The 18,936-nt window shown below is 64.2% G+C and carries 18 protein-coding genes; 8 read left to right on the top strand and 10 right to left on the bottom strand.

All coding sequences use genetic code 11. From position 1 onward, the window contains the following. Window position 1: 1 nt before the first annotated feature. From CRO75_RS17625 to gloB, 6 genes are all read right to left on the bottom strand, one after another. On the bottom strand, window positions 2–1,021 hold the full coding sequence (locus CRO75_RS17625) for an ABC transporter permease (protein WP_009043588.1): 1,020 nt from the start codon (window positions 1,019–1,021) through the stop codon (window positions 2–4). A gap of 1 nt (window position 1,022) precedes the next feature. Beyond that, window positions 1,023–2,096: a microcin C ABC transporter permease YejB gene (locus CRO75_RS17620; RefSeq protein ID WP_097137111.1), complete on the bottom strand. Its 1,074-nt coding sequence runs from the start codon at window positions 2,094–2,096 to the stop codon at window positions 1,023–1,025. A 1-nt stretch (window position 2,097) separates the two neighbouring features. After that, window positions 2,098–3,951 carry an extracellular solute-binding protein gene (locus CRO75_RS17615; protein WP_097137109.1) on the bottom strand — a complete coding sequence of 618 codons (1,854 nt, stop codon included), beginning with the start codon at window positions 3,949–3,951 and terminating at the stop codon, window positions 2,098–2,100. After that, window positions 3,948–5,777, bottom strand: a complete 1,830-nt coding sequence (locus CRO75_RS17610; protein WP_009043590.1) for an extracellular solute-binding protein — start codon at window positions 5,775–5,777, stop codon at window positions 3,948–3,950. The genes CRO75_RS17615 and CRO75_RS17610 overlap by 4 nt, the downstream gene beginning before the upstream one ends. Window positions 5,778–5,990: 213 nt before the next feature. Next, window positions 5,991–7,445, bottom strand: coding sequence for a transglycosylase SLT domain-containing protein (locus CRO75_RS17605; protein ID WP_007920948.1), 1,455 nt, complete (start codon window positions 7,443–7,445; stop codon window positions 5,991–5,993). Between the two features lie 99 nt (window positions 7,446–7,544). Next, window positions 7,545–8,312: a hydroxyacylglutathione hydrolase gene (gloB, locus tag CRO75_RS17600; RefSeq protein ID WP_053260919.1), complete on the bottom strand. Its 768-nt coding sequence runs from the start codon at window positions 8,310–8,312 to the stop codon at window positions 7,545–7,547. A gap of 65 nt (window positions 8,313–8,377) precedes the next feature. Between gloB and CRO75_RS17595 the strand changes: the two genes are divergently transcribed. Both CRO75_RS17595 and rnhA read left to right on the top strand, forming a co-directional pair. After that, complete coding sequence (locus CRO75_RS17595) at window positions 8,378–9,142, top strand: methyltransferase domain-containing protein (protein WP_009043593.1); 765 nt, start codon at window positions 8,378–8,380, stop codon at window positions 9,140–9,142. Between the two features lie 83 nt (window positions 9,143–9,225). Further along, entirely contained in the window at window positions 9,226–9,678 is a 453-nt protein-coding gene (gene rnhA, locus CRO75_RS17590) for a ribonuclease HI (protein ID WP_097137107.1), read from the top strand. Window positions 9,679–9,694: 16 nt separating this feature from the next. Here the strand turns inward: rnhA and CRO75_RS17585 are convergent, their stop codons facing one another. Next, entirely contained in the window at window positions 9,695–10,645 is a 951-nt protein-coding gene (locus tag CRO75_RS17585) for a glycerophosphodiester phosphodiesterase family protein (protein ID WP_097137106.1), read from the bottom strand. A 144-nt stretch (window positions 10,646–10,789) separates the two neighbouring features. Next, on the bottom strand, window positions 10,790–11,113 hold the full coding sequence (locus tag CRO75_RS17580) for a DUF2388 domain-containing protein (protein WP_097137104.1): 324 nt from the start codon (window positions 11,111–11,113) through the stop codon (window positions 10,790–10,792). 194 nt (window positions 11,114–11,307) lie between these two features. Here CRO75_RS17580 and dnaQ point away from each other — a divergent pair, with 194 nt between their 5' ends. From dnaQ to CRO75_RS17565, 3 genes are all read left to right on the top strand, one after another. Next, window positions 11,308–12,066 (top strand): DNA polymerase III subunit epsilon, encoded by a 759-nt coding sequence (dnaQ, locus tag CRO75_RS17575; protein WP_085531089.1) that lies wholly within the window; start codon window positions 11,308–11,310, stop codon window positions 12,064–12,066. A gap of 119 nt (window positions 12,067–12,185) precedes the next feature. Continuing rightward, window positions 12,186–14,441 carry an arginine/lysine/ornithine decarboxylase gene (locus CRO75_RS17570; protein ID WP_009043597.1) on the top strand — a complete coding sequence of 752 codons (2,256 nt, stop codon included), beginning with the start codon at window positions 12,186–12,188 and terminating at the stop codon, window positions 14,439–14,441. A gap of 14 nt (window positions 14,442–14,455) precedes the next feature. Then, on the top strand, window positions 14,456–15,046 hold the full coding sequence (locus CRO75_RS17565; protein ID WP_097137102.1) for a GNAT family N-acetyltransferase: 591 nt from the start codon (window positions 14,456–14,458) through the stop codon (window positions 15,044–15,046). Here CRO75_RS17565 and CRO75_RS17560 read toward each other — a convergent pair. Both CRO75_RS17560 and CRO75_RS17555 read right to left on the bottom strand, forming a co-directional pair. Then, entirely contained in the window at window positions 15,043–15,936 is an 894-nt protein-coding gene (locus CRO75_RS17560; RefSeq protein ID WP_097137100.1) for a LysR substrate-binding domain-containing protein, read from the bottom strand. The two genes, CRO75_RS17565 and CRO75_RS17560, sit on opposite strands and share 4 nt — an antisense overlap. Before the next feature lie 86 nt (window positions 15,937–16,022). Next, on the bottom strand, window positions 16,023–16,259 hold the full coding sequence (locus tag CRO75_RS17555; protein WP_025809195.1) for a hypothetical protein: 237 nt from the start codon (window positions 16,257–16,259) through the stop codon (window positions 16,023–16,025). Window positions 16,260–16,475: 216 nt separating this feature from the next. Here CRO75_RS17555 and CRO75_RS17550 point away from each other — a divergent pair, with 216 nt between their 5' ends. From CRO75_RS17550 to CRO75_RS17540, 3 genes are all read left to right on the top strand, one after another. Next, window positions 16,476–17,033: an NAD(P)H-dependent oxidoreductase gene (locus CRO75_RS17550; protein WP_097137098.1), complete on the top strand. Its 558-nt coding sequence runs from the start codon at window positions 16,476–16,478 to the stop codon at window positions 17,031–17,033. Window positions 17,034–17,163: 130 nt separating this feature from the next. Next, the gene (locus CRO75_RS17545; protein WP_097137096.1) at window positions 17,164–17,511 is read left to right on the top strand and encodes a metalloregulator ArsR/SmtB family transcription factor; all 348 of its coding nucleotides are present in this window, start codon (window positions 17,164–17,166) and stop codon (window positions 17,509–17,511) included. A 40-nt stretch (window positions 17,512–17,551) separates the two neighbouring features. After that, entirely contained in the window at window positions 17,552–18,838 is a 1,287-nt protein-coding gene (locus CRO75_RS17540; RefSeq protein WP_097137095.1) for an arsenic transporter, read from the top strand. Window positions 18,839–18,936: the final 98 nt, after the last annotated feature.

Here is an 18,936-nt window from a genome sequence, read left to right as displayed (position 1 = left end):
CTCATTTCCTCGGGTCGAAGGCATCGCGAGCGGACTCGCCGATAAATACCAGCAGGCTCAACATGATCGCCAGCACGGCAAAGGCGCTGATGCCCAGCCACGGCGCCTGCAGGTTGGATTTGCCCTGGGCCACCAGTTCGCCCAGGGACGGCGCGCCGGGGGGCAGGCCGAAACCGAGGAAGTCGAGGGCGGTCAGGGTGCCGATGGCGCCGGTGAGGATGAACGGCATGAAGGTCATGGTCGAGACCATGGCGTTGGGCAGGATATGGCGGAACATGATCGCGCCGTTCTGCATGCCCAGGGCGCGGGCGGCGCGCACGTATTCCAGGTTGCGCCCGCGCAGGAACTCGGCGCGCACCACGTCCACCAGGCTCATCCAGGAGAACAGCAGCATGATCCCCAGCAGCCACCAGAAGTTCGGCTGCACGAAGCTGGCGAGGATGATCAACAGGTAGAGCACCGGTAGCCCGGACCAGATCTCCAGGAAGCGCTGCCCGGCCAGGTCGACCCAGCCGCCATAGAAGCCCTGCAGCGCCCCGGCGATCACGCCGATGATCGAACTGAGAATGGTCAGGGTCAGGGCGAACAGCACCGACACCCGGAAGCCGTAGATCACCCGCGCCAGCACGTCGCGGCCCTGGTCGTCGGTGCCCAGCAGGTTGTCCGCCGAGGGCGGCGCGGGGGCCGGGACTTTCAGGTCGTAGTTGATGCTCTGGTAGCTGAACGGGATCGGCGCCCACAGCACCCAGGCGTCCTTGGCCGCCAGCAGTTCGCGGATGTATGGGCTCTTGTAGTTGGCCTCCAGCGGGAACTCGCCGCCGAAGGTGGTTTCCGGGTAGCGCTTGAGCGCCGGGAAATACCAGCCGTCGTCGTAGTGCACCACCAGAGGCTTGTCGTTGGCGATCAGCTCGGCGCCCAGGCTTGCGCCAAACAGGATCAGGAACAGCCACAGCGACCACCAGCCGCGCTTGTTGGCCTTGAACAGTTCGAAACGCCGGCGATTGAGGGGGGACAGGTTCATCTCAATGCTCCCGGCTTTCGAAGTCGATGCGTGGGTCGACCAGGGTGTAGGTCAGGTCGCCGATCAGTTTCACCACCAGCCCCAGCAGGGTGAAGATGAACAGGGTGCCGAACACCACCGGGTAATCGCGGTTGATCGCCGCCTCGAAGCTCATCAGGCCCAGGCCGTCGAGGGAGAAGATCACCTCCACCAGCAAGGATCCGGTAAAGAAGATGCCGATGAAGGCCGAGGGGAAACCGGCGATCACCAACAGCATGGCGTTGCGGAACACATGGCCGTAGAGCACGCGGCGTCTGGTCAGGCCCTTGGCCCGGGCGGTGACCACGTACTGCTTGTTGATCTCGTCGAGGAAGCTGTTCTTGGTCAGCAGGGTCATGGTGGCGAAGTTGCCGATCACCAGGGCGGTCACCGGCAGCGCCAGGTGCCAGAAGTAGTCGAGGATCTTGCCGCCCCAGCTCAGCTGGTCGAAGTTGTTCGAGGTCAGGCCGCGCAGCGGGAACCAGTCGAAATAACTGCCGCCGGCGAACATCACGATCAGCAGGATGGCGAACAGGAACGCCGGGATCGCGTAGCCGACGATGATCGCCGAGCTGGTCCAGACGTCGAAGTGGCTACCGTGGCGGGTGGCCTTGGCGATCCCCAGGGGGATCGACACCAGGTACATGATCAGGGTGCTCCACAGCCCCAGGGAGATCGACACCGGGAGCTTTTCGCGGATCAGGTCGACCACCTTGGCGTCGCGAAAGAAGCTGTCGCCGAAATCCAGGGTGGCGTAGTTCTTGATCATGATCCACAGGCGTTCCGGCGCCGACTTGTCGAAGCCGTACATCTTCTCGATTTCCTTGACCAGGGCCGGGTCCAGGCCCTGGGCCCCGCGGTAGCTTCCACCTGCCACCGAGACTTCGGCGCCGCCGCCGGCGATCCGGCTGGTGGCGCCTTCGAAACCCTCGAGCTTGGCGATCATCTGTTCCACCGGGCCGCCGGGCGCGGCCTGGATGATCACGAAGTTGATCAGCAGGATGCCGAACAGCGTGGGGATGATCAGCAGCAGTCGCCGCAGAATGTAAGCCAGCATCTTATTGCTCCACGCCGTCGGGGGCGGCCTGCGAGTGGGTGTCCAGGGTCACGGCGGGCTTGGCGTCGGGCTTGATCCACCAGGTCTGGATGCCGACGTCGTACTTGGGCGAGACGCTCGGGTGGCCTATGTGATCCCAATAGGCCACGCGCCAGGTCTTGATGTGCCAGTTGGGAATCACGTAGTAGCCCCATTGCAGCACCCGGTCGAGGGCGCGGGCATGGGCCACCAGGCTCTTGCGCGAGTCGGCGTTGATCAGGTCTTCCACCAGGGCATCGATGGTCGGGTCCTTGAGGCCGATGAAGTTGCGGCTGCCGGGGTTGTCGGCGCTGGAGGACTTCCAGTATTCGCGCTGCTCGTTGCCCGGCGAACTTGATTGCGGGAAGCCGCCGACCACCATGTCGAAGTCCCGCGAGCGCAGGCGGTTGATGTACTGGGAAACGTCGACCCGGCGGATCACCAGGTCGATCCCCAGGTCCGCGAGGTTGCGCTTGAACGGCAGCAGCACGCGCTCGAACTCGGTCTGCGCCAGCAGAAACTCGATCACCACCGGCTTGCCCTGGGCGTCGACCATCTTGTCGTCGACGATGCGCCAGCCGGCTTCCTGCAGCAGCTGGTAGGCATGGCGCTGCTGGGCGCGGATCATGCCGCTGCCATCGCACACCGAGGGCTGGAAGGCTTCAGTGAAGACCTGGTCGGGGATCTTGCCGCGCAGCGGTTCGAGGATCTGCAGTTCGTCGGCGTCGGGCAGGCCGGTGGCGGCCATTTCCGAGTTCTCGAAGTAGCTGCGGGTGCGGGTGTAGGCGCCGTTGAACAGTTGCTTGTTGGTCCACTCGAAGTCCAGCAGCAGGCTCAGGGCCTTGCGCACCCGCACATCCTGGAACAGCGGACGGCGGATGTTGTAGACGAAGCCCTGCATGCCGGTGGGGTTGCCGTTGGGGATCTGTTCCTTGATCAGCCGGCCTTCGGTCACGGCCGGGATGTTGTAGGCGTTGGCCCAGTTTTTCGCGCTGGTTTCCAGCCAGTAGTCGAACTGGCCGGCCTTGAGGGCTTCCAGGGCCACGGTGTTGTCGCGGAAATAGTCGGTGGCCATGACGTCGAAGTTGAACTGGCCGCGGTTGATCGGCAGGTCCTTGCCCCAGTAATCCTTGACCCGCTCATAGCGCACCGAGCGCCCGGCCTTGACCTCGACCACCTTGTACGGGCCGCTGCCGAGGGGGATTTCCAGGTTGCCCTTGGAAAAGTCGCGGTGTTCCCACCAGTGCTTGGGCAGTATCGACAGCTGCCCGAGGATCAGCGGCAGTTCGCGATTGTTGGTGTGCTTGAACTTGAACAGCACCTTGAGCGGGTCTTCGGCGATCACGTCCTCGACATCGGCGTAGTAGCCGCGGTACATCGGCGCGCCGGCCTGCATCAGGGTCTGGAAGCTGAACACCACGTCTTCGGCGCGGATCGGATGGCCGTCGTGGAAACGCGCCTCGGGGCGCAGGTAGAAACGCACCCAGCTGTTGTCCGGGGCTTTCTCGATCTGCCCGGCGATCAGGCCGTATTCGGTGAAGGGTTCGTCCAGGCTCTGGCGCATCAGGGTGTCGTAGATCAGGCCGATATTGTCCGCCGGCACGCCTTTGTTGATGAACGGGTTGAGGCTGTCGAAGCCGCCGAAGCCGGACTCGCGGAAGGTGCCGCCCTTGGGCGCGTCCGGGTTGACGTAGGCGAAGTGCTTGAAGTTCGCCGGGTACTTCGGCGGTTCGTTGTACAGGGTCAGGGCGTGTTGCGGGGCGGCCTGGGCGAGGCAGGCGATCCCCGCCAGCAGCACGCCGCCGGCCCACGGGAGCAGGGCACGCAGGGGCATCATTGGGCTTTCTCCAGAGACTTCAGCCACCAGGCGCTCAGGCCCAGTTGGTAGGGCGGCGTGGTGACGAAGGCGAACCGGTTGCGGTACGCCAGGCGATGATAGTTGAGGTACCAGTTGGGGATGATGTAGTGCTGCCACAGCAGCACCCGATCCAGGGCCCGACCGGCGGCCAGTTGCTCGTCGCGGCTCTGCGCGGCGAGCAGGTGTTCCAGCAGGTGATCGACGATGGGATTGTCGATGCCCGCATAGTTCTTGCTGCCCTTGACCCCGACCTGGCTGGAGTGGAAGTACTGCCATTGCTCCAGGCCCGGGCTCAGGGTCTGGTTCAGGGTCATGAGGATCATGTCGAAATCGAACTGGTCCAGGCGCTGCTTGTACTGCGCCCGGTCCACGGTGCGCAGGCGCGCGTCGATGCCGATGCTGGCCAGGTTTTCGACGTAGGGCTGGAGGATCCGTTCCAGGTTCGGGTTGACCAACAGCAGCTCGAAGCGCAGCGGTTGCCCGTTGCTGTCGAGCAAGCGCTGGCCGTTGAGCTTCCAGCCGGCTTCGGCGAGCAGGCCCAGGGCCCGGCGCAGGGTCGCCCGCGGGATGCCGCGGCCGTCGGTCTGCGGCAGGCTGAAGGGCTGGGTGAACAGGCTGGCGGGCAACTGCTCGCGGTAGGGCGAGAGCAGCAGCCATTCATGGCCGACCGGCAGGCCCGTGGCGGAGAACTCGCTGTTGGGGTAGTAGCTGGTCGCGCGCTTGTAGGCGCCGCTGAACAGGGTGCGGTTGGTCCACTCGAAATCGAACATCAGGCCCAGGGCTTCGCGCACCTTGCGCTCGGCGAAGATCGCCCGGCGGCTGTTCATGAACAGGCCCTGGGTCTGGGTCGGGATCTGGTGCGCCACCTGGGCCTTGATGATGTCGCCGCGATTGACCGCGGGGAAGTTGTAGCCATTGGCCCAGTTCTTCGCCTGGTGTTCGATGTAGATGTCGAACTCGCCGGCCTTGAAGGCTTCGAAGGCGACATCGCTGTCGCGGTAGAACTCCACCGCGACCTTGTTGAAATTGTTGAAGCCGCGATTGACCGGCAGGTCCTTGCCCCAGTAGTCCTTGACCCGCTCGAACAGCAGCGAGCGCCCCGGTTGCACCCGGGTGATGCGGTAGGGGCCGCTGCCCAGCGGCGGCTCGAAGGTGGTGGCCTTGAAATCGCGGTCTTTCCAGTAGTGCTGCGGCAGCACCGGCAACTCGCCCAGGCGCAGGATCAGCAACGGGTTGCCGGAGCGCTTGAAGACGAAGCGGATGCGCTGCGGGCCGAGAATGTCCACCCGCTGCACTTCCTGCAGGTTGGTGCGGTATTGCGGGTGGCCTTCCTTGAGCAGCAGCCTATAGGAAAACGCCACATCGTAGGCGGTGATCGGCTGGCCATCGTGGAAGCGTGCCTCGGGGCGCAGGTTGAACACCACCCAGCTGCGGTCTTCGCTGTATTCGACGGAACGGGCGATCAGGCCGTAGCTGGAAGTCGGCTCGTCGCCGGACGGCGCGTACTGGCCGGTGCCGACCATCAGCGGCTCGTTCAGTTCGTTGACCCCGTATTGCAGGAAGTTGGGCGTGGAAACCGGGCTGCTGCCCTTGAAGGTGTAGGGGTTGAGGGTGTCGAAGGTACCAAACGCCATGACCCGCAAGGTCCCGCCTTTGGGCGCGGCGGGGTTGACCCAGTCGAAATGGGTGAATTTGGCGGGGTACTTGAGCGTGCCGAACTGCGCGTAACCATGACTTTCAGTGATCGTTGCGCTTGCGGGAAAGCTCAAGGCCAGACTGATTAGGGACAGGAGGAGGGGACGCATCAAGTCAGAGATCCGATCCAGGCGGCTTGGGCTTTGTGCTCCGTACAGTAACAGCTTGTATCGACAGGAAAAAGGCCGCCCCGGGCTGGCCACGACATTTGCTTGTCGCCGCTGGATACAGCGCAATCCGTAGCCGCTGCCGCAGGCTGCGAACGACCGGCACGGTCGTGGGGATCTTGCTGGCGCAGGAGGGCCTGCGCCAGGAGCTACAGATCAGTGAGGCAGGTAGACGGTCAGCATCTGGCCCGGCTTGAGGGCCTGGCCGGCGCGGGGATTCCAGCGCTTGAGGTGCTGCATCTCGACGTTGAAGCGCTTGGCCACCATGTACAGCGAATCGCCTTGCTTGACCTTGTACTGGGTCGACTTCTTGTCGGCGCTGGCGACCAGGGTCTTCTTGCCGGAAGCCTTGGCGCTGGTCTTGCTGCTGGCCTTGGCCCGGGTGTCCTGCATGACCAGGGTCTGGCCGACCTTGAGCTGCTTGCCGCTGAGCTTGTTCCAGCGTTGCAGGTCCTTGACGTCGACCTTGTTGGCCTTGGCGATCTGCGACAGGTTATCGCCACGCTTTACCCGATAGTTGCGCTTGGCCTGGGCCATTTCGCGACTGTCGGCACCCTCGAACACCGGCTTGAACGAACGCTGGCTGATCAGCTCTTCGGGTTTCATGGTCGACAGGCTGGCGCTGAGCAGTTGCGCCTTGGACGTCGGCACCAGCAGGTGCTGGGGACCGTCGATGGTGGTGCGCTGCTTGAAGGCCGGGTTGAGCTGGAACAGCTCGTCTTCGTCGATATTGGCCACCGCGGCGACCTTGGACAGGTCCATGCGCTGGTTGATTTCGACGACCTGGAAGTAGGGTTCGTTGGCGATCGGGTTCAGGTTCACGCCATAGGCTTCCGGCGCCAGCACCACCTGGGACAGGGCCAGCAGCTTGGGCACGTAGGCCTGGGTTTCCGACGGCAGCGGCAGGTTCCAGTAGTCGGTGGGCAGGCCGAGCTTCTCGTTGCGCTCGATGGCCCGGCTGACTGTGCCTTCGCCGGCGTTGTAGGCCGCCAGGGCCAGCAGCCAGTCGCCGTTGAACATGTCGTGCAGGCGGGTCAGGTAATCCATGGCCGCGGTGGTCGAGGCGGTGATGTCGCGACGGCCATCGTAGAAGCGGGTCTGGCGCAGGTTGAAGGAACGCCCGGTGGATGGGATGAACTGCCAGAGGCCTACCGCGTCGGCCCGGGAATAGGCCATCGGGTTGTAGGCGCTCTCGATCACTGGCAGCAGGGCCAGCTCCAGCGGCATGTTGCGTTCTTCAAGGCGCTCGACGATGTAATGGATATAGAGGCTGCCGCGTTCGCTGGCATTCTCGAGAAACGAGGGGTTGCTGGCGAACCACAGGCGCTGCTGTTCGATGCGCGGGTTGACGCCGATGCCTTCCTGCAACTGGAAACCTTCGCGCATGCGCGCCCAGACGTCCTGGGGCAATTGCGGGCTGGGTTTTTCATTCAGCCAGATGGGTTTCTGCTTGATGCGGGCGTTGAAATTCTGGGTGTGCGAAGCGTCGGTTTGCGGGACGTGGCTCGTGCTTTGGCAGCCCGCCAGGGTGGCGGACACAGCCACCGCGATGGCTTGAGCCAACCGCGTCAATGCGTCTGAATTGATGGATTTACGAATAGATGACGACATTGGCTGGAAGTAAGTTCCGGGCAAAAATGTCGGGCGATTCTAGAAAGCGCACCCGGTGCGGTCAACCATTCAGAATTTTCGTACCAACCCGCAACCTGCTTAGAACTTATCTTTCCAAGCCCGCAAGGCAGCAAAAACCGCACTCTGAGCCCGGTTATCGAGGCCATTCCGTTCGTCCGCTTTTTGTTTAACGGATGTTTCACCGGTACGCAGGAAAGGATTGGTGAGCTTTTCCAGGGCCAGGGTGGAGGGCAGGGTCATGCGGCCGTTTTCCCGCAGTTCGCTGACTTTGCGCAGGCGCTCGGCGATGTCCGGGTTATCCGGTTCCACCGCCTGGGCAAAACGCAGGTTGCTCAAGGTGTATTCGTGAGTGCAGTACACCAGGGTGTCCGCGGGCAACGCGGCCAGGCGGCTCAGCGAATGGTGCATCTGCTCCGGCGTGCCCTCGAACAGGCGCCCGCAGCCGGCGGCGAACAAGGTGTCGCCGCAAAACAGCAGGCCGTGATGGTAGTAGGCAATATGCCCCAGGGTGTGCCCGGGCACCGCGTAGATGTCGAAGTCCCAGCCAAGGATGCTGGCCCGGTCGTTGTCGTTCAGGGCCACGTCGCGCCCCGGGATGTTTTCGTTGGCCGGGCCCCAGACCTTGGCGCCGCTGGCTTTTTTCAGCTGTTCGACACCGCCGACATGGTCGTGGTGGTGATGGGTCACCAGGATATCGCTCAGCACCCAGCCCGGATGTTCGGCGAGCCAGGCCTGCACCGGTGCGGCGTCACCGGGGTCGACCACTGCGCAACGCTGATGGCTGTGGTCCTGTAACAACCAGATGTAGTTATCGGTGAACGCGGGCAGGGCACTGATCTGTATCATCGTTGGAGTCGCCAAGCGGAAAACATTGGCGCATCTTAGAACTTCTTGGCGGGTTGGAGAATGCAATGACCGATAAAGCGTTCGCTCAGGCCGATCCTGACTGGCTGGCCCTGATCAGTGCCGCCCGTGAGTGGCTGTCCGGGCCACTGGGGCAATTTCTGCTGGATGAAGAACGGCGCATGCTCGACGACGAGCTGGGGCGCTTCTTCGGCGGCTACCTGGTGCATTACGGCCCGTCGGCGCAAACCCCGCCGGCGGCGCCCCAGGTGCAGCGCAACGTCCGCCTGGGCGCGCCGCTGCCCGGCGTCGAGATCGTCTGCGAGGAGCAGGCCTGGCCGCTCAGCGAGCATGCTGCGGATGTGGTGGTGCTGCAGCACGGCCTGGATTTCTGCCTGTCGCCCCACGGCCTGCTGCGCGAAGCCGCCAGCGCCGTGCGACCGGGCGGGCATCTGTTGATCGTCGGTATCAATCCCTGGAGCAGTTGGGGCCTGCGGCATGTGTTCGCCCATGACGCCTTGCGCAAGGCGCGCTGCATTTCCCCGTCGCGGGTCGCCGACTGGTTGAACCTGCTGGGCTTCGCGCTGGAGAAACGCCGCTTCGGGTGCTATCGTCCGCCGCTTGCCTCGGCGGCCTGGCAGGCTCGGTTGGCCGGCTGGGAGCGCAAGGCCGGGGACTGGCAACTGTCCGGCGGCGGCTTCTACCTGCTGGTGGCGCGCAAGATAGTGGTCGGCCTGCGCCCGGTGCGCCAGGTACGCCGCGAGCCGATGGGCAAGCTGGTGCCGCTGCCGATGGCCAAGGTCAACCGCCGGCACAGCGAGCCCCCTCTTTAATTCAGCCGGGCCGAACCTGCCCGGCTTGGGCGTTGTCGATCGACGATCGGCAAGCCACAGGTATTTTCGATTGGAAGTCTGGCATGAGCGATAGCGTAGAAATCTTCACCGACGGCGCCTGCAAGGGCAATCCTGGCCCGGGGGGCTGGGGCGCACTGCTGGTGTTCAAGGGCGTGGAGAAGGAACTCTGGGGCGGCGAAGCCAACACCACCAACAACCGCATGGAGCTGATGGCGGCGATCCGCGGCCTGGAAGAGCTCAAGCGCGAGTGCCAGGTGGTGCTGGTCACCGACTCGCAGTACGTGATGAAGGGCATCAACGAGTGGATGGCCAACTGGAAAAAGCGCGGCTGGAAAACCGCGGCCAAGGAACCGGTGAAAAACGCCGACCTGTGGCAGCAGCTCGATGAGCAGGTCAACCGCCATCGGGTCACCTGGAAATGGGTGCGCGGCCATACCGGCCACCACGGCAACGAACGGGCCGACCAACTGGCCAACCGCGGCGTCGACGAGGTGCGCGGTTACAAGCAGGCCTGATGCTTTGAGCCTGTAGTCAGTTGCAACGCAGCGGCCGTTCGAGCCGCTGCTTCACTTCCCGCATCGCGCGGGGCGAATCCACCAGCACCGCGTCCATCTTCAGGCAGGCGGCCGCCTGGTAATCCTCGGCCGTGTTGATTCCAATCGCCAGCATCCGCACCTTGCCCCGGGACTGGAGGCAGTCCACCGCGGCGGGCGTCCACAGCCGGGCATCGACCTTGGAGCGGGCCTCGCCCAGGGTGAAGGCCTCGACCAGTTGCACCGGGCGCCGGTACTCGAAGGCCACCCAACTGTCTGGCGCCGGCGGTGCCGTGCAGCTGTGGGCCAGGGCGACGCTGGCCAGTCGATCCCGGGTGTCGTCCCGGGACTCGAACAGCCGCGCCTGCGGATAGTGCGCGAACGCCTGCTGGTAGCTGGCATCGGTGGAGTAGATCAGCACCCGGTTCCAGGCATGCAGTTGCTCCAGCACCTGGGCGACCGCCTTGGCCTGGGGCGCAGCGGGCAGGGCCTTCATGTCGAGAACGACCGGCACCGAGCCGGGGATCGCCGCCAGCGCCTGCTGCAATGAGGGGATGGTCACCGCCTGGGCGCGATAGGGAAAGGACACCTGGCCATCGGCCGCGGTCTGCTTGAAGTTCCAGCCGGCATTCAGTGTTTGCAACTGCGCCAGGGTTTTCTCGCTGACCGCGCCGGACGCCGGGGTATTGGCGCTCAGGTCCGCCGGTCGATACAGCACCGGCACGCCGTCGCGGCTCAGTTGCACCGTCAGCCAGAGCATGTCGACGCCGTTGCGCAGGGCGTTGTCGATGGCCAGCAGGGTGTTCTCGGGAAAGTCCGCCGTGCCGGCGCGATGGGCGACGATCAGCGGCCTTGGCCCGGCGTCGCTGTCGGTTGCCGGAAGGGAAGAACAGCCACTGATGAAGGCCGCGGCCAGCAGCAGTGGAAGCATCTGTCGAGTCTCGAGCATGGGAGGGCGGTTTCCTGGAAATGAGCGCAAGGCCGGGTGCCAGCCCCCGCCCGCCTGAGTGGGCCGTACGGTAGCGCAAGGGCCTTGCTCAGTTAAAGAAACGCGTAATACGAGGGCTGAATTAGTGATTCTGTTCCGGGACGGTCAAAGGGTAAGGATGGCGCTGGCCAGTTGCAGGTCGGAGTACCCTGGGTTGCCGAGCGTCTGGCGAATGTGCCGCATGGCCGCTTCCAGCTGGGCGCCGCGGATCTCGCCGGCGCTGGCGACAAAGGCCGCGGCATCGGTCTTGGCGGCGAGGACGAGTTTGTCGTCCTTGAACGAGCTGGTGGCTTTCGAGCTGCCCTCGGTGGTGCTCAAGGCCAGGCTCATGGTGATGTCGGTGCTGATCACCAGGCTGGTGGCCTGGCCGATGTCGGCGAACAGGCAGGCGCAGAGCAGCAAGGTCAGGCGGGTTTTGCAGGGGGTCATAACAGGGCGAGGTCCGCTGAAAATAGGGTCGGGCACCCTAACAAGCCGCCGCGCGGCGAACTGCATGAGCTTTGCGAATGATTGTTAAAAACTGCGCACGCCGGGCCAGGCGAATCCGCCATGCGTGCCATGCCGCGAGAGCGTGCTAAAATCCCGCGCCTTGAAAGACTTCCACCGTTGAGAACTGACCCCTGATGGCCAACAGATCTGTTGTACTCGATACCGAAACCACCGGCATGCCGGTGACCGACGGCCACCGGATCATTGAAATCGGTTGCGTCGAGTTGATCGGACGGCGCCTGACCGGTCGGCATTTCCATGTCTACCTGCAACCGGATCGCGAGAGCGACGAGGGCGCGATCGGCGTCCACGGCATCACCAACGAGTTCCTGGTGGGCAAGCCGCGCTTCGCCGAAGTCGCCGACGAGTTCTTCGAATTCATCCAGGGCGCGCAGCTGATCATCCACAACGCGGCGTTCGACGTTGGCTTCATCAACAACGAATTCGCCCTGATGGGCCGGCACGACCGCGCCGACATCACCCAGCACTGCACCATCCTCGACACCCTGTTGATGGCCCGGGAACGCCACCCCGGCCAGCGCAACAGCCTCGATGCCTTGTGCAAGCGCTATGACGTCGACAACTCCGGCCGTGAACTGCACGGCGCCTTGCTCGACTCGGAGATTCTCGCCGACGTCTACCTGACCATGACCGGCGGCCAGACCAGTCTGTCCCTGGCCGGCAACGCCTCGGACGGCAACGGCAGCGAAGGTTCGGGCAACCGCGCCAGCGAAATCCGCCGGCTGTCGGCGGATCGCCAGCGCGGGCGGATCATTCGCGCCAGCGAAGCCGAACTGGCCGAGCACCAGGTGCGTCTCGAGATCATCGCCAAATCCGCCGGTGCCCCGGCGCTCTGGACCCAGCTGGCCGAAGCCAAGGCCCAGCAGCAGTAGTTGTTCGTGGGCGACCTTTTGTTACAGGAGGTCGTTGACGGGGTTACGCGCCGGCCCCCGAGCTTCTACCCTGAGGTGATTGGCGGACCCTTGTCCGCCGCCTCAGGATGCCTGGTGCCATGTACAAAGACCTGAAATTCCCCGTCCTTATCGTGCATCGCGACATCAAGGCCGACACTGTCGCCGGCGACCGGGTGCGGGGGATCGCCAGGGAATTGGAGCAGGAAGGCTTCAGCATCTTTTCCGCGGTGGACTATGCCGAAGGGCGCCTGGTGGCCTCGACCCACCACGGCCTGGCCTGCATGCTGATCGCCGCCGAAGGCGCCGGGGAAAACACCCACTTGCTGCAGAACATGGTGGAGCTGATCCGCCTGGCCCGGGTGCGCGCGCCGAACCTGCCGATCTTCGCCCTGGGCGAGCAGGTGACCCTGGAAAACGCCCCGGCCGACGCCATGAGCGAACTCAATCAGCTGCGCGGCATTCTTTACCTGTTCGAAGACACCGTGCCGTTCCTGGCGCGCCAGGTGGCGCGGGCGGCGCGCAATTACCTCGATGGCCTGTTGCCGCCATTTTTCAAGGCGCTGGTGCAACACACGGCGGACTCCAACTATTCCTGGCACACCCCGGGGCACGGCGGTGGCGTGGCCTATCGCAAAAGCCCGGTGGGGCAGGCGTTCCATCAGTTCTTCGGCGAGAACACCCTGCGTTCGGACCTGTCGGTGTCGGTCCCGGAGCTGGGTTCGCTGCTCGATCACACCGGGCCCCTGGCGGAAGCCGAGGCGCGGGCGGCGCGCAATTTCGGCGCCGATCACACCTTCTTCGTGATCAACGGCACCTCGACCGCCAACAAGATCGTCTGGCACTCCATGGTCGGTCGCGATGACCTGGTGCTGGTGGATCGCAACTGCCACAAGTCGGTACTGCACTCGATCATCATGACCGGCGCCATCCCGCTGTTCCTCTGCCCGGAGCGCAACGAGCTGGGGATCATCGGCCCGATCCCCCTGAGCGAATTCAGCCGCGAGTCGATCCAGGCCAAGATCGACGCCAACCCGCTGACCCAGGGGCGGCCGCCCAAGGTCAAGCTGGCGGTGGTCACCAACTCGACCTACGACGGCCTTTGCTACAACGCCGAGCTGATCAAGCAGAGCCTGGGCAACAGCGTCGAGGTGCTGCACTTCGACGAGGCCTGGTACGCCTATGCGGCCTTCCATGAGTTCTTCGAGGGGCGTTACGGCATGGGCACCTCGCGCAGCGCCGACAGCCCGCTGGTGTTCACCACCCATTCCACCCACAAGCTGCTGGCGGCCTTCAGCCAGGCCTCGATGATCCATGTGCAGGACGGCGGCGCCCGGCAGCTGGACCGCGACCGCTTCAACGAAGCCTTCATGATGCACATCTCCACCTCGCCGCAATACAGCATCATCGCCTCGCTGGACGTGGCCTCGGCGATGATGGAGGGGCCGGCGGGGCGCTCGCTGTTGCAGGAAATGTTCGACGAGGCCCTGAGCTTCCGCCGGGCCCTGGCCAACCTGCGCCAGCACATCGCCGCGGACGACTGGTGGTTTTCCATCTGGCAGCCGGAGCGGGTGGAAGGCATCGACCGGGTCAGCACCGCGGACTGGCTGCTGGAGCCGGAAGGCGAGTGGCACGGGTTCGCCGGGGTGACCGACGACTATGTGTTGCTGGACCCGATCAAGGTCACCCTGGTGATGCCCGGGCTCACTGCTGGCGGTGCCCTGAGCGAGCGCGGGATCCCGGCGGCGGTGGTCAGCAAGTTCCTCTGGGAACGCGGCCTGGTGGTGGAAAAGACCGGCCTGTATTCGTTCCTGGTGCTGTTTTCCATGGGCATCACCAAAGGCAAGTGGAGCACCCTGCTGACCGAGTTGCTGGAGTTCAAGCGCAACTACGACGCCAACGTCAGCCTCGCCGCCTGCCTGCCGAGCATCGCCCAGCAGGACATGGCGCGCTACCAGGGCATGGGCCTGCGCGACCTGTGCGATCAGTTGCATGCCTGCTACCGCAGCAATGCCACGGCCAAGCACCTCAAGCGCATGTACACCGTGTTGCCGGAGGTGGCGATGAAGCCCGCCGACGCCTACGATCAGTTGGTGCGGGGCGAGGTCGAGGCCGTGTCCATCGATGCCCTCGCCGGGCGGGTGGCGGCGGTGATGCTGGTGCCATACCCGCCGGGTATTCCCCTGATCATGCCGGGCGAGCGCTTCACCGAGTCGACCCGCTCGATCATCGATTACCTGGCTTTCGCCCGTACGTTCGATAGCAGCTTTCCCGGCTTTGTCGCGGATGTGCATGGATTGCAGCATGAAGACGAAGGCAATGGGCGGCAGTACACCGTCGATTGCATCAAGGTTTGAGGACGTTTCCCGCTATGCAGCCAATGATCAATCCCAAGTACCCCGGCCTGTCGGTGCGCGTTGCCGACGACGGTTTCGCCGCGTATGTCTGGGGTAGCGATTTCAGCTTCGAAGTCAGCGCCTATGCCCAGGCACAGAGCGGGCAGGTGGTGGCCAAGTGGCCGTTGCACCCCATCACCCCGTACCGCAAGTGCTACGGCATCGACCCCGAAGAGTTCAGCAGCTATCGCGATGCCGCGGACAGCGCGGTGTTCATGGCCTACCTGGACGACGAGCCGGTCGGCCATGTGGTGGTCAGCACCAACTGGAACGGCTACGCCCATATCGACGAGCTGGCGGTGCACGCGCCGGCGCGGCGCCACGGGGTGGCCAAGGCCCTGCTGGATGTGGCGCAGTTCTGGAGCCGCAAGAAAAAACTGCCGGGCATCATGCTCGAGACCCAGAACAACAACCTGGGGGCCTGCCGCTTGTACGAGCGCTGCGGTTATGTGGTGGGCGGCATCGATCATTTGCGTTACCGCGGGATCGACCCGACCACGGCCGAGGTGGCGATTTTCTGGTATCGGCTGTTCAACGACGAGCTGGCACGGCAAGCCGGGGCCTAGCCGGCCAGCATCCCTTCAGCCTTTTCCGTGAGGGTTTCCAGCAGCGCTTCCAGGGTGGGTGAGGATGGACTGCCGCCGCGGGTCAGCGCATAGAGGGTGACCGGGATCGGCGGCGACAGCGGGCAGACGTCCAGCCCGCCTTCGCGCGCGCCCAGGGCGGTGAAGGGGTCGACAATCGCCAGGCCTTCGCCGGCCTCGACCATGCTGCGCATCATCTGGTGGGTCTGTACCCGGGTGTGGATGGTCGGGCTCGGGCGCAGGTTCTGCAGCTTGCTGTCGAGGGTCACGCTCAGCGGGTCCTGGCCTTCGAGGCCAACCATCGCCTGGCCCGCCAGGTCCTGCAGGGAAATGTACTTCTGCTTCGGTTGCAGCCAGCCGTGGGGCGCCAGCAATTGCAGCTTGCCCTGGGCCAGGGCCACGCACTGGATATCGGGGTGGTCGGGGTGGTGCAGGCTCAGGCCCAGGTCGCCTTCGCGCAGCAGCAGGCTCTTGACCATGTCGCGGGTGCCCTGGCTGGCGAGGTGGCACGGGGTGTCGGGAAAACGCCGGCGCAGGGCGGCGATGCTCTGCGGCAACAGTTGCTGGGCCAGGGGCGGGGTGCCGATGATGCGCAAGGGCGGCGCCTGGTATTGCTTCAGGCTGTCGGCCAGGCGTTGCACGGGTTCGAAGGCGTCATACAGGGTGGCGATCGCCGGCTGTAGCTCGCGGGCCTCGCGGGTGGCTTGCAGGCGTCCGCGAACACTGGCGAAGAGCATGAAGCCCGATTGGCTTTCGGCGTCGCGCAGGATCGTTTCCACCTCGGCCACCGGCAATTGCAGCAGCTCGGCGGCCGTGCCCAGGTGTCCGGTTTGCAGGAGCGCCTGAATCACTTCGATATGACGTAAACGCATGCTTGAAGTCCATGTCCAGCCGGTGGGGGATTCACACTGAATCCTAACCCATGTCCGCGCCTATGACTTCTGCTCATAACGGTACGTTATGAAGGAAGGATGGTCTCGGGTTCGCGAATGAGGGTGATGCCCGATTGCACGAGGAGGAACTGGTTGTCGTCCATTTTGTTGACGCGATCGCCAATGGCCAGGCGATAGGTGGTGACGGGCTCCGAGCCGGCGATACCCTCTGGCGAGGGGGTGGATTCCTGGAACTCATGCACCGAATAGACACGGCCTTCCGCGTCCCTTGCATGAAATTGTCCGACGAGTACTGCTGCCATCTTTAGAGCCTCTGGAGATAAAACACTCAATTTGCGGTCCTGTAGACCGTGCCTGGGCGAACTAAGTTTAGCGGCGGAAAAAAAATAGTCCGCGGCCCTGATTGCAGCTGGCGTGAAGCCTGGAAAAGCCCACGGAACTTCCTTCGACGGGTGGCTGTGGGCAGGGTGGATCATCTATAACTACCAGCCTCCTCAACCAGAAGTCGGGAATTCGCTATGAGCAACGTTTACACGATTGCAGTGCTGGTGGGCAGCCTGAGAAAGGCCTCGATCAACCGGAAAGTGGCGCTGGCCCTCGCGGAACTGGCGCCGGCCAACCTGCGGCTGAATATTGTCGAGATCGGCGATCTGCCGCTCTACAACGAAGACATCGATGTGGATCCACCGGCAGCCTACAGGACTTTTCGTGAACAGGTGAGAGCAGTCGACGCCGTGCTGTTCGTCACTCCGGAATACAACCGCTCGGTTCCCGCACCGATGAAAAACGCCATCGACGTGGGGTCGCGCCCCTACGGCAAGAGCGCCTGGAGCGGCAAGCCGGGGGCAGTGATCAGCGCCTCCCCGGGCGCCATCGGCGGTTTTGGCGCCAACCATCACCTGCGCCAGTCCCTGGTGTTCCTCAATGTGCCATGCATGCAGCAGCCGGAAGCCTACCTGGGTGGCGCCGGTTCGGCCTTCGACGAGGCGGGCAAGCTGTCCGAGTCGGTCAAGCCGTTCCTGCAGAACTTCATCAACGCCTATGCCCAGTGGGTCGAGCAGCATAAAAAGCCCTGATCCTGGCAACGCGGGAGTCGGCCAGCCGGCTCCCGCGGGTGATGGATATTCCACTCGCCACGGTAAAAGCGCTTTACCACATATCTGAATATTCATATATTCGCCGCTCCAAATGCCTGGAGTGGCCCTGGTGTCCGACTCTCTCAACCCCGCCGAGCTGTTCAAGGCGCTTGCCGACGAAACCCGCAGCCGCATCGCCTTGCTCGTGACCCGCGAAGGCGAATTGTGTGTCTGCGAGCTGACCGCCGCCCTGGGCCAGAGCCAGCCGAAGATCTCCCGGCACCTGGCGCTGTTGCGCAGCTGCGGCCTGCTGGCCGATCGCCGCCAGGGGCAATGGATCTATTACCGGCTGCATCCGCAGTTGGCCCCCTGGGTGACCACCCTGCTGCAGGACACGCTGCAGGCCAACAGTCCTTGGCTGCAGGAGGACCTGCAACGCCTGCAGACCATGATCGATCGCCCCGTGCGCTGCTGCTGAATTCCCCCTTTACCTCACTTTCTGCTCAAGGCTGCCTGGCATGCTGACTGCTTCATTGATTTTCCTGCTGACCATTACCCTGGTGATCTGGCAGCCCAAGGGCCTCGGCGTGGGCTGGAGCGCGGTGTTCGGTGCGGTGCTGGCACTGCTGTTCGGGGTGGTGCAACTGACGGATATCCCGGTGGTCTGGCAGATCATCTGGAACGCCACCGGCACCTTCGTCGCCTTGATCATCATCAGCCTGCTGCTCGACGAGGCCGGGTTTTTCGCCTGGGCCGCCTTGCATGTGGCGCGCTGGGGGCAGGGCAGCGGACGCAAGCTGTTTGCCTTTATGGTGCTGCTGGGGGCGCTGGTGTCGGCGCTGTTCGCCAACGACGGGGCGGCGCTGATTCTCACGCCGATCGTGATTTCCATGCTGCTGGCGTTGCGCTTCTCCCGGGCGGCGACCCTGGCGTTCGTCATGGGCGCCGGGTTTATCGCCGATACCGCGAGCCTGCCGCTGGTGGTGTCGAACCTGGTGAACATCGTTTCCGCGGACTTCTTCAACATTGGTTTCAACCAGTACGCCGCGGTGATGCTGCCGGTGAACCTGGTCAGCGTGGCGGCGACCCTGGCGGTGTTGCTATGGTTTTTCCGTCGCGACATTCCGCAGGCCTATGACCCCGAAGAGCTGGCACAGCCAGCCAGCGCGATCCACGACAAGGCCACCTTCGTCGCCGGCTGGTGGGTGCTGGTCATCCTGCTGCTGGGGTGTTTTGCCCTGGAGCCGCTGGGCATTCCCATCAGCGCGATTTCGGCGGTGTGCGCGGCCCTGTTGCTGGGCATCGCGGCCAGGGGCCACAAGATCTCCACCCGCAAGGTGCTCAAGGAAGCGCCGTGGCAGATCGTGATTTTCTCCCTCGGCATGTACCTGGTGGTGTACGGCCTGCGTAATGCCGGGCTGACCACCCACCTGGCCGGCTGGCTCGACCGCTTCGCCGACTACGGCATCTGGGGCGCGGCCATGGGCACCGGGCTGCTGACCGCAGTCTTGTCATCGATCATGAACAACCTGCCCACGGTGCTGATCGGCGCGCTGTCCATCGACGCCAGCCAGGCCAGCGGCCTGGTCAAGGACGCGATGATCTACGCCAACGTGATCGGCAGCGACCTGGGGCCGAAGATCACCCCGATCGGCAGCCTGGCCACCTTGCTCTGGCTGCACGTGCTGGAGCGCAAGAACATTCATATCGGCTGGGGCCGCTACTTCAAGGTCGGCATCGTACTGACCCTGCCGGTGCTGCTGGTGACCCTGGCGGCGCTGGCCGTGCGCTTGTCGGTGATGTGAGGGTCCACCGCGCCCCCTGTAGGAGCCAGCTTGCTGGCGATGCAGGCACCGTGGTGTGTCAAGTATGACGCTATCGCGAGCAAGCTGGCTCCTACAGG

Source organism: Pseudomonas sp. LAMO17WK12:I10, from assembly GCF_900215185.1.
GTDB classification, from domain to species: Bacteria; Pseudomonadota; Gammaproteobacteria; order Pseudomonadales; family Pseudomonadaceae; genus Aquipseudomonas; species Aquipseudomonas chlororaphis.
Note: the sequence above shows the minus strand (reverse complement) of the source record. Positions and strands in the feature narration are given on the sequence as shown.

Coding starts and splice junctions, on each gene's coding strand:
- CRO75_RS17625 (WP_009043588.1), bottom strand. CDS start 1,021: ATGAACCTGTCCCCCCTCAATCGCCGGCGTTTCGAACTGTTCAAGGCC.
- CRO75_RS17620 (WP_097137111.1), bottom strand. CDS start 2,096: ATGCTGGCTTACATTCTGCGGCGACTGCTGCTGATCATCCCCACGCTG.
- CRO75_RS17615 (WP_097137109.1), bottom strand. CDS start 3,951: ATGATGCCCCTGCGTGCCCTGCTCCCGTGGGCCGGCGGCGTGCTGCTG.
- CRO75_RS17610 (WP_009043590.1), bottom strand. CDS start 5,777: ATGCGTCCCCTCCTCCTGTCCCTAATCAGTCTGGCCTTGAGCTTTCCC.
- CRO75_RS17605 (WP_007920948.1), bottom strand. CDS start 7,445: ATGTCGTCATCTATTCGTAAATCCATCAATTCAGACGCATTGACGCGG.
- gloB (WP_053260919.1), bottom strand. CDS start 8,312: ATGATACAGATCAGTGCCCTGCCCGCGTTCACCGATAACTACATCTGG.
- CRO75_RS17595 (WP_009043593.1), top strand. CDS start 8,378: ATGACCGATAAAGCGTTCGCTCAGGCCGATCCTGACTGGCTGGCCCTG.
- rnhA (WP_097137107.1), top strand. CDS start 9,226: ATGAGCGATAGCGTAGAAATCTTCACCGACGGCGCCTGCAAGGGCAAT.
- CRO75_RS17585 (WP_097137106.1), bottom strand. CDS start 10,645: ATGCTCGAGACTCGACAGATGCTTCCACTGCTGCTGGCCGCGGCCTTC.
- CRO75_RS17580 (WP_097137104.1), bottom strand. CDS start 11,113: ATGACCCCCTGCAAAACCCGCCTGACCTTGCTGCTCTGCGCCTGCCTG.
- dnaQ (WP_085531089.1), top strand. CDS start 11,308: ATGGCCAACAGATCTGTTGTACTCGATACCGAAACCACCGGCATGCCG.
- CRO75_RS17570 (WP_009043597.1), top strand. CDS start 12,186: ATGTACAAAGACCTGAAATTCCCCGTCCTTATCGTGCATCGCGACATC.
- CRO75_RS17565 (WP_097137102.1), top strand. CDS start 14,456: ATGCAGCCAATGATCAATCCCAAGTACCCCGGCCTGTCGGTGCGCGTT.
- CRO75_RS17560 (WP_097137100.1), bottom strand. CDS start 15,936: ATGCGTTTACGTCATATCGAAGTGATTCAGGCGCTCCTGCAAACCGGA.
- CRO75_RS17555 (WP_025809195.1), bottom strand. CDS start 16,259: ATGGCAGCAGTACTCGTCGGACAATTTCATGCAAGGGACGCGGAAGGC.
- CRO75_RS17550 (WP_097137098.1), top strand. CDS start 16,476: ATGAGCAACGTTTACACGATTGCAGTGCTGGTGGGCAGCCTGAGAAAG.
- CRO75_RS17540 (WP_097137095.1), top strand. CDS start 17,552: ATGCTGACTGCTTCATTGATTTTCCTGCTGACCATTACCCTGGTGATC.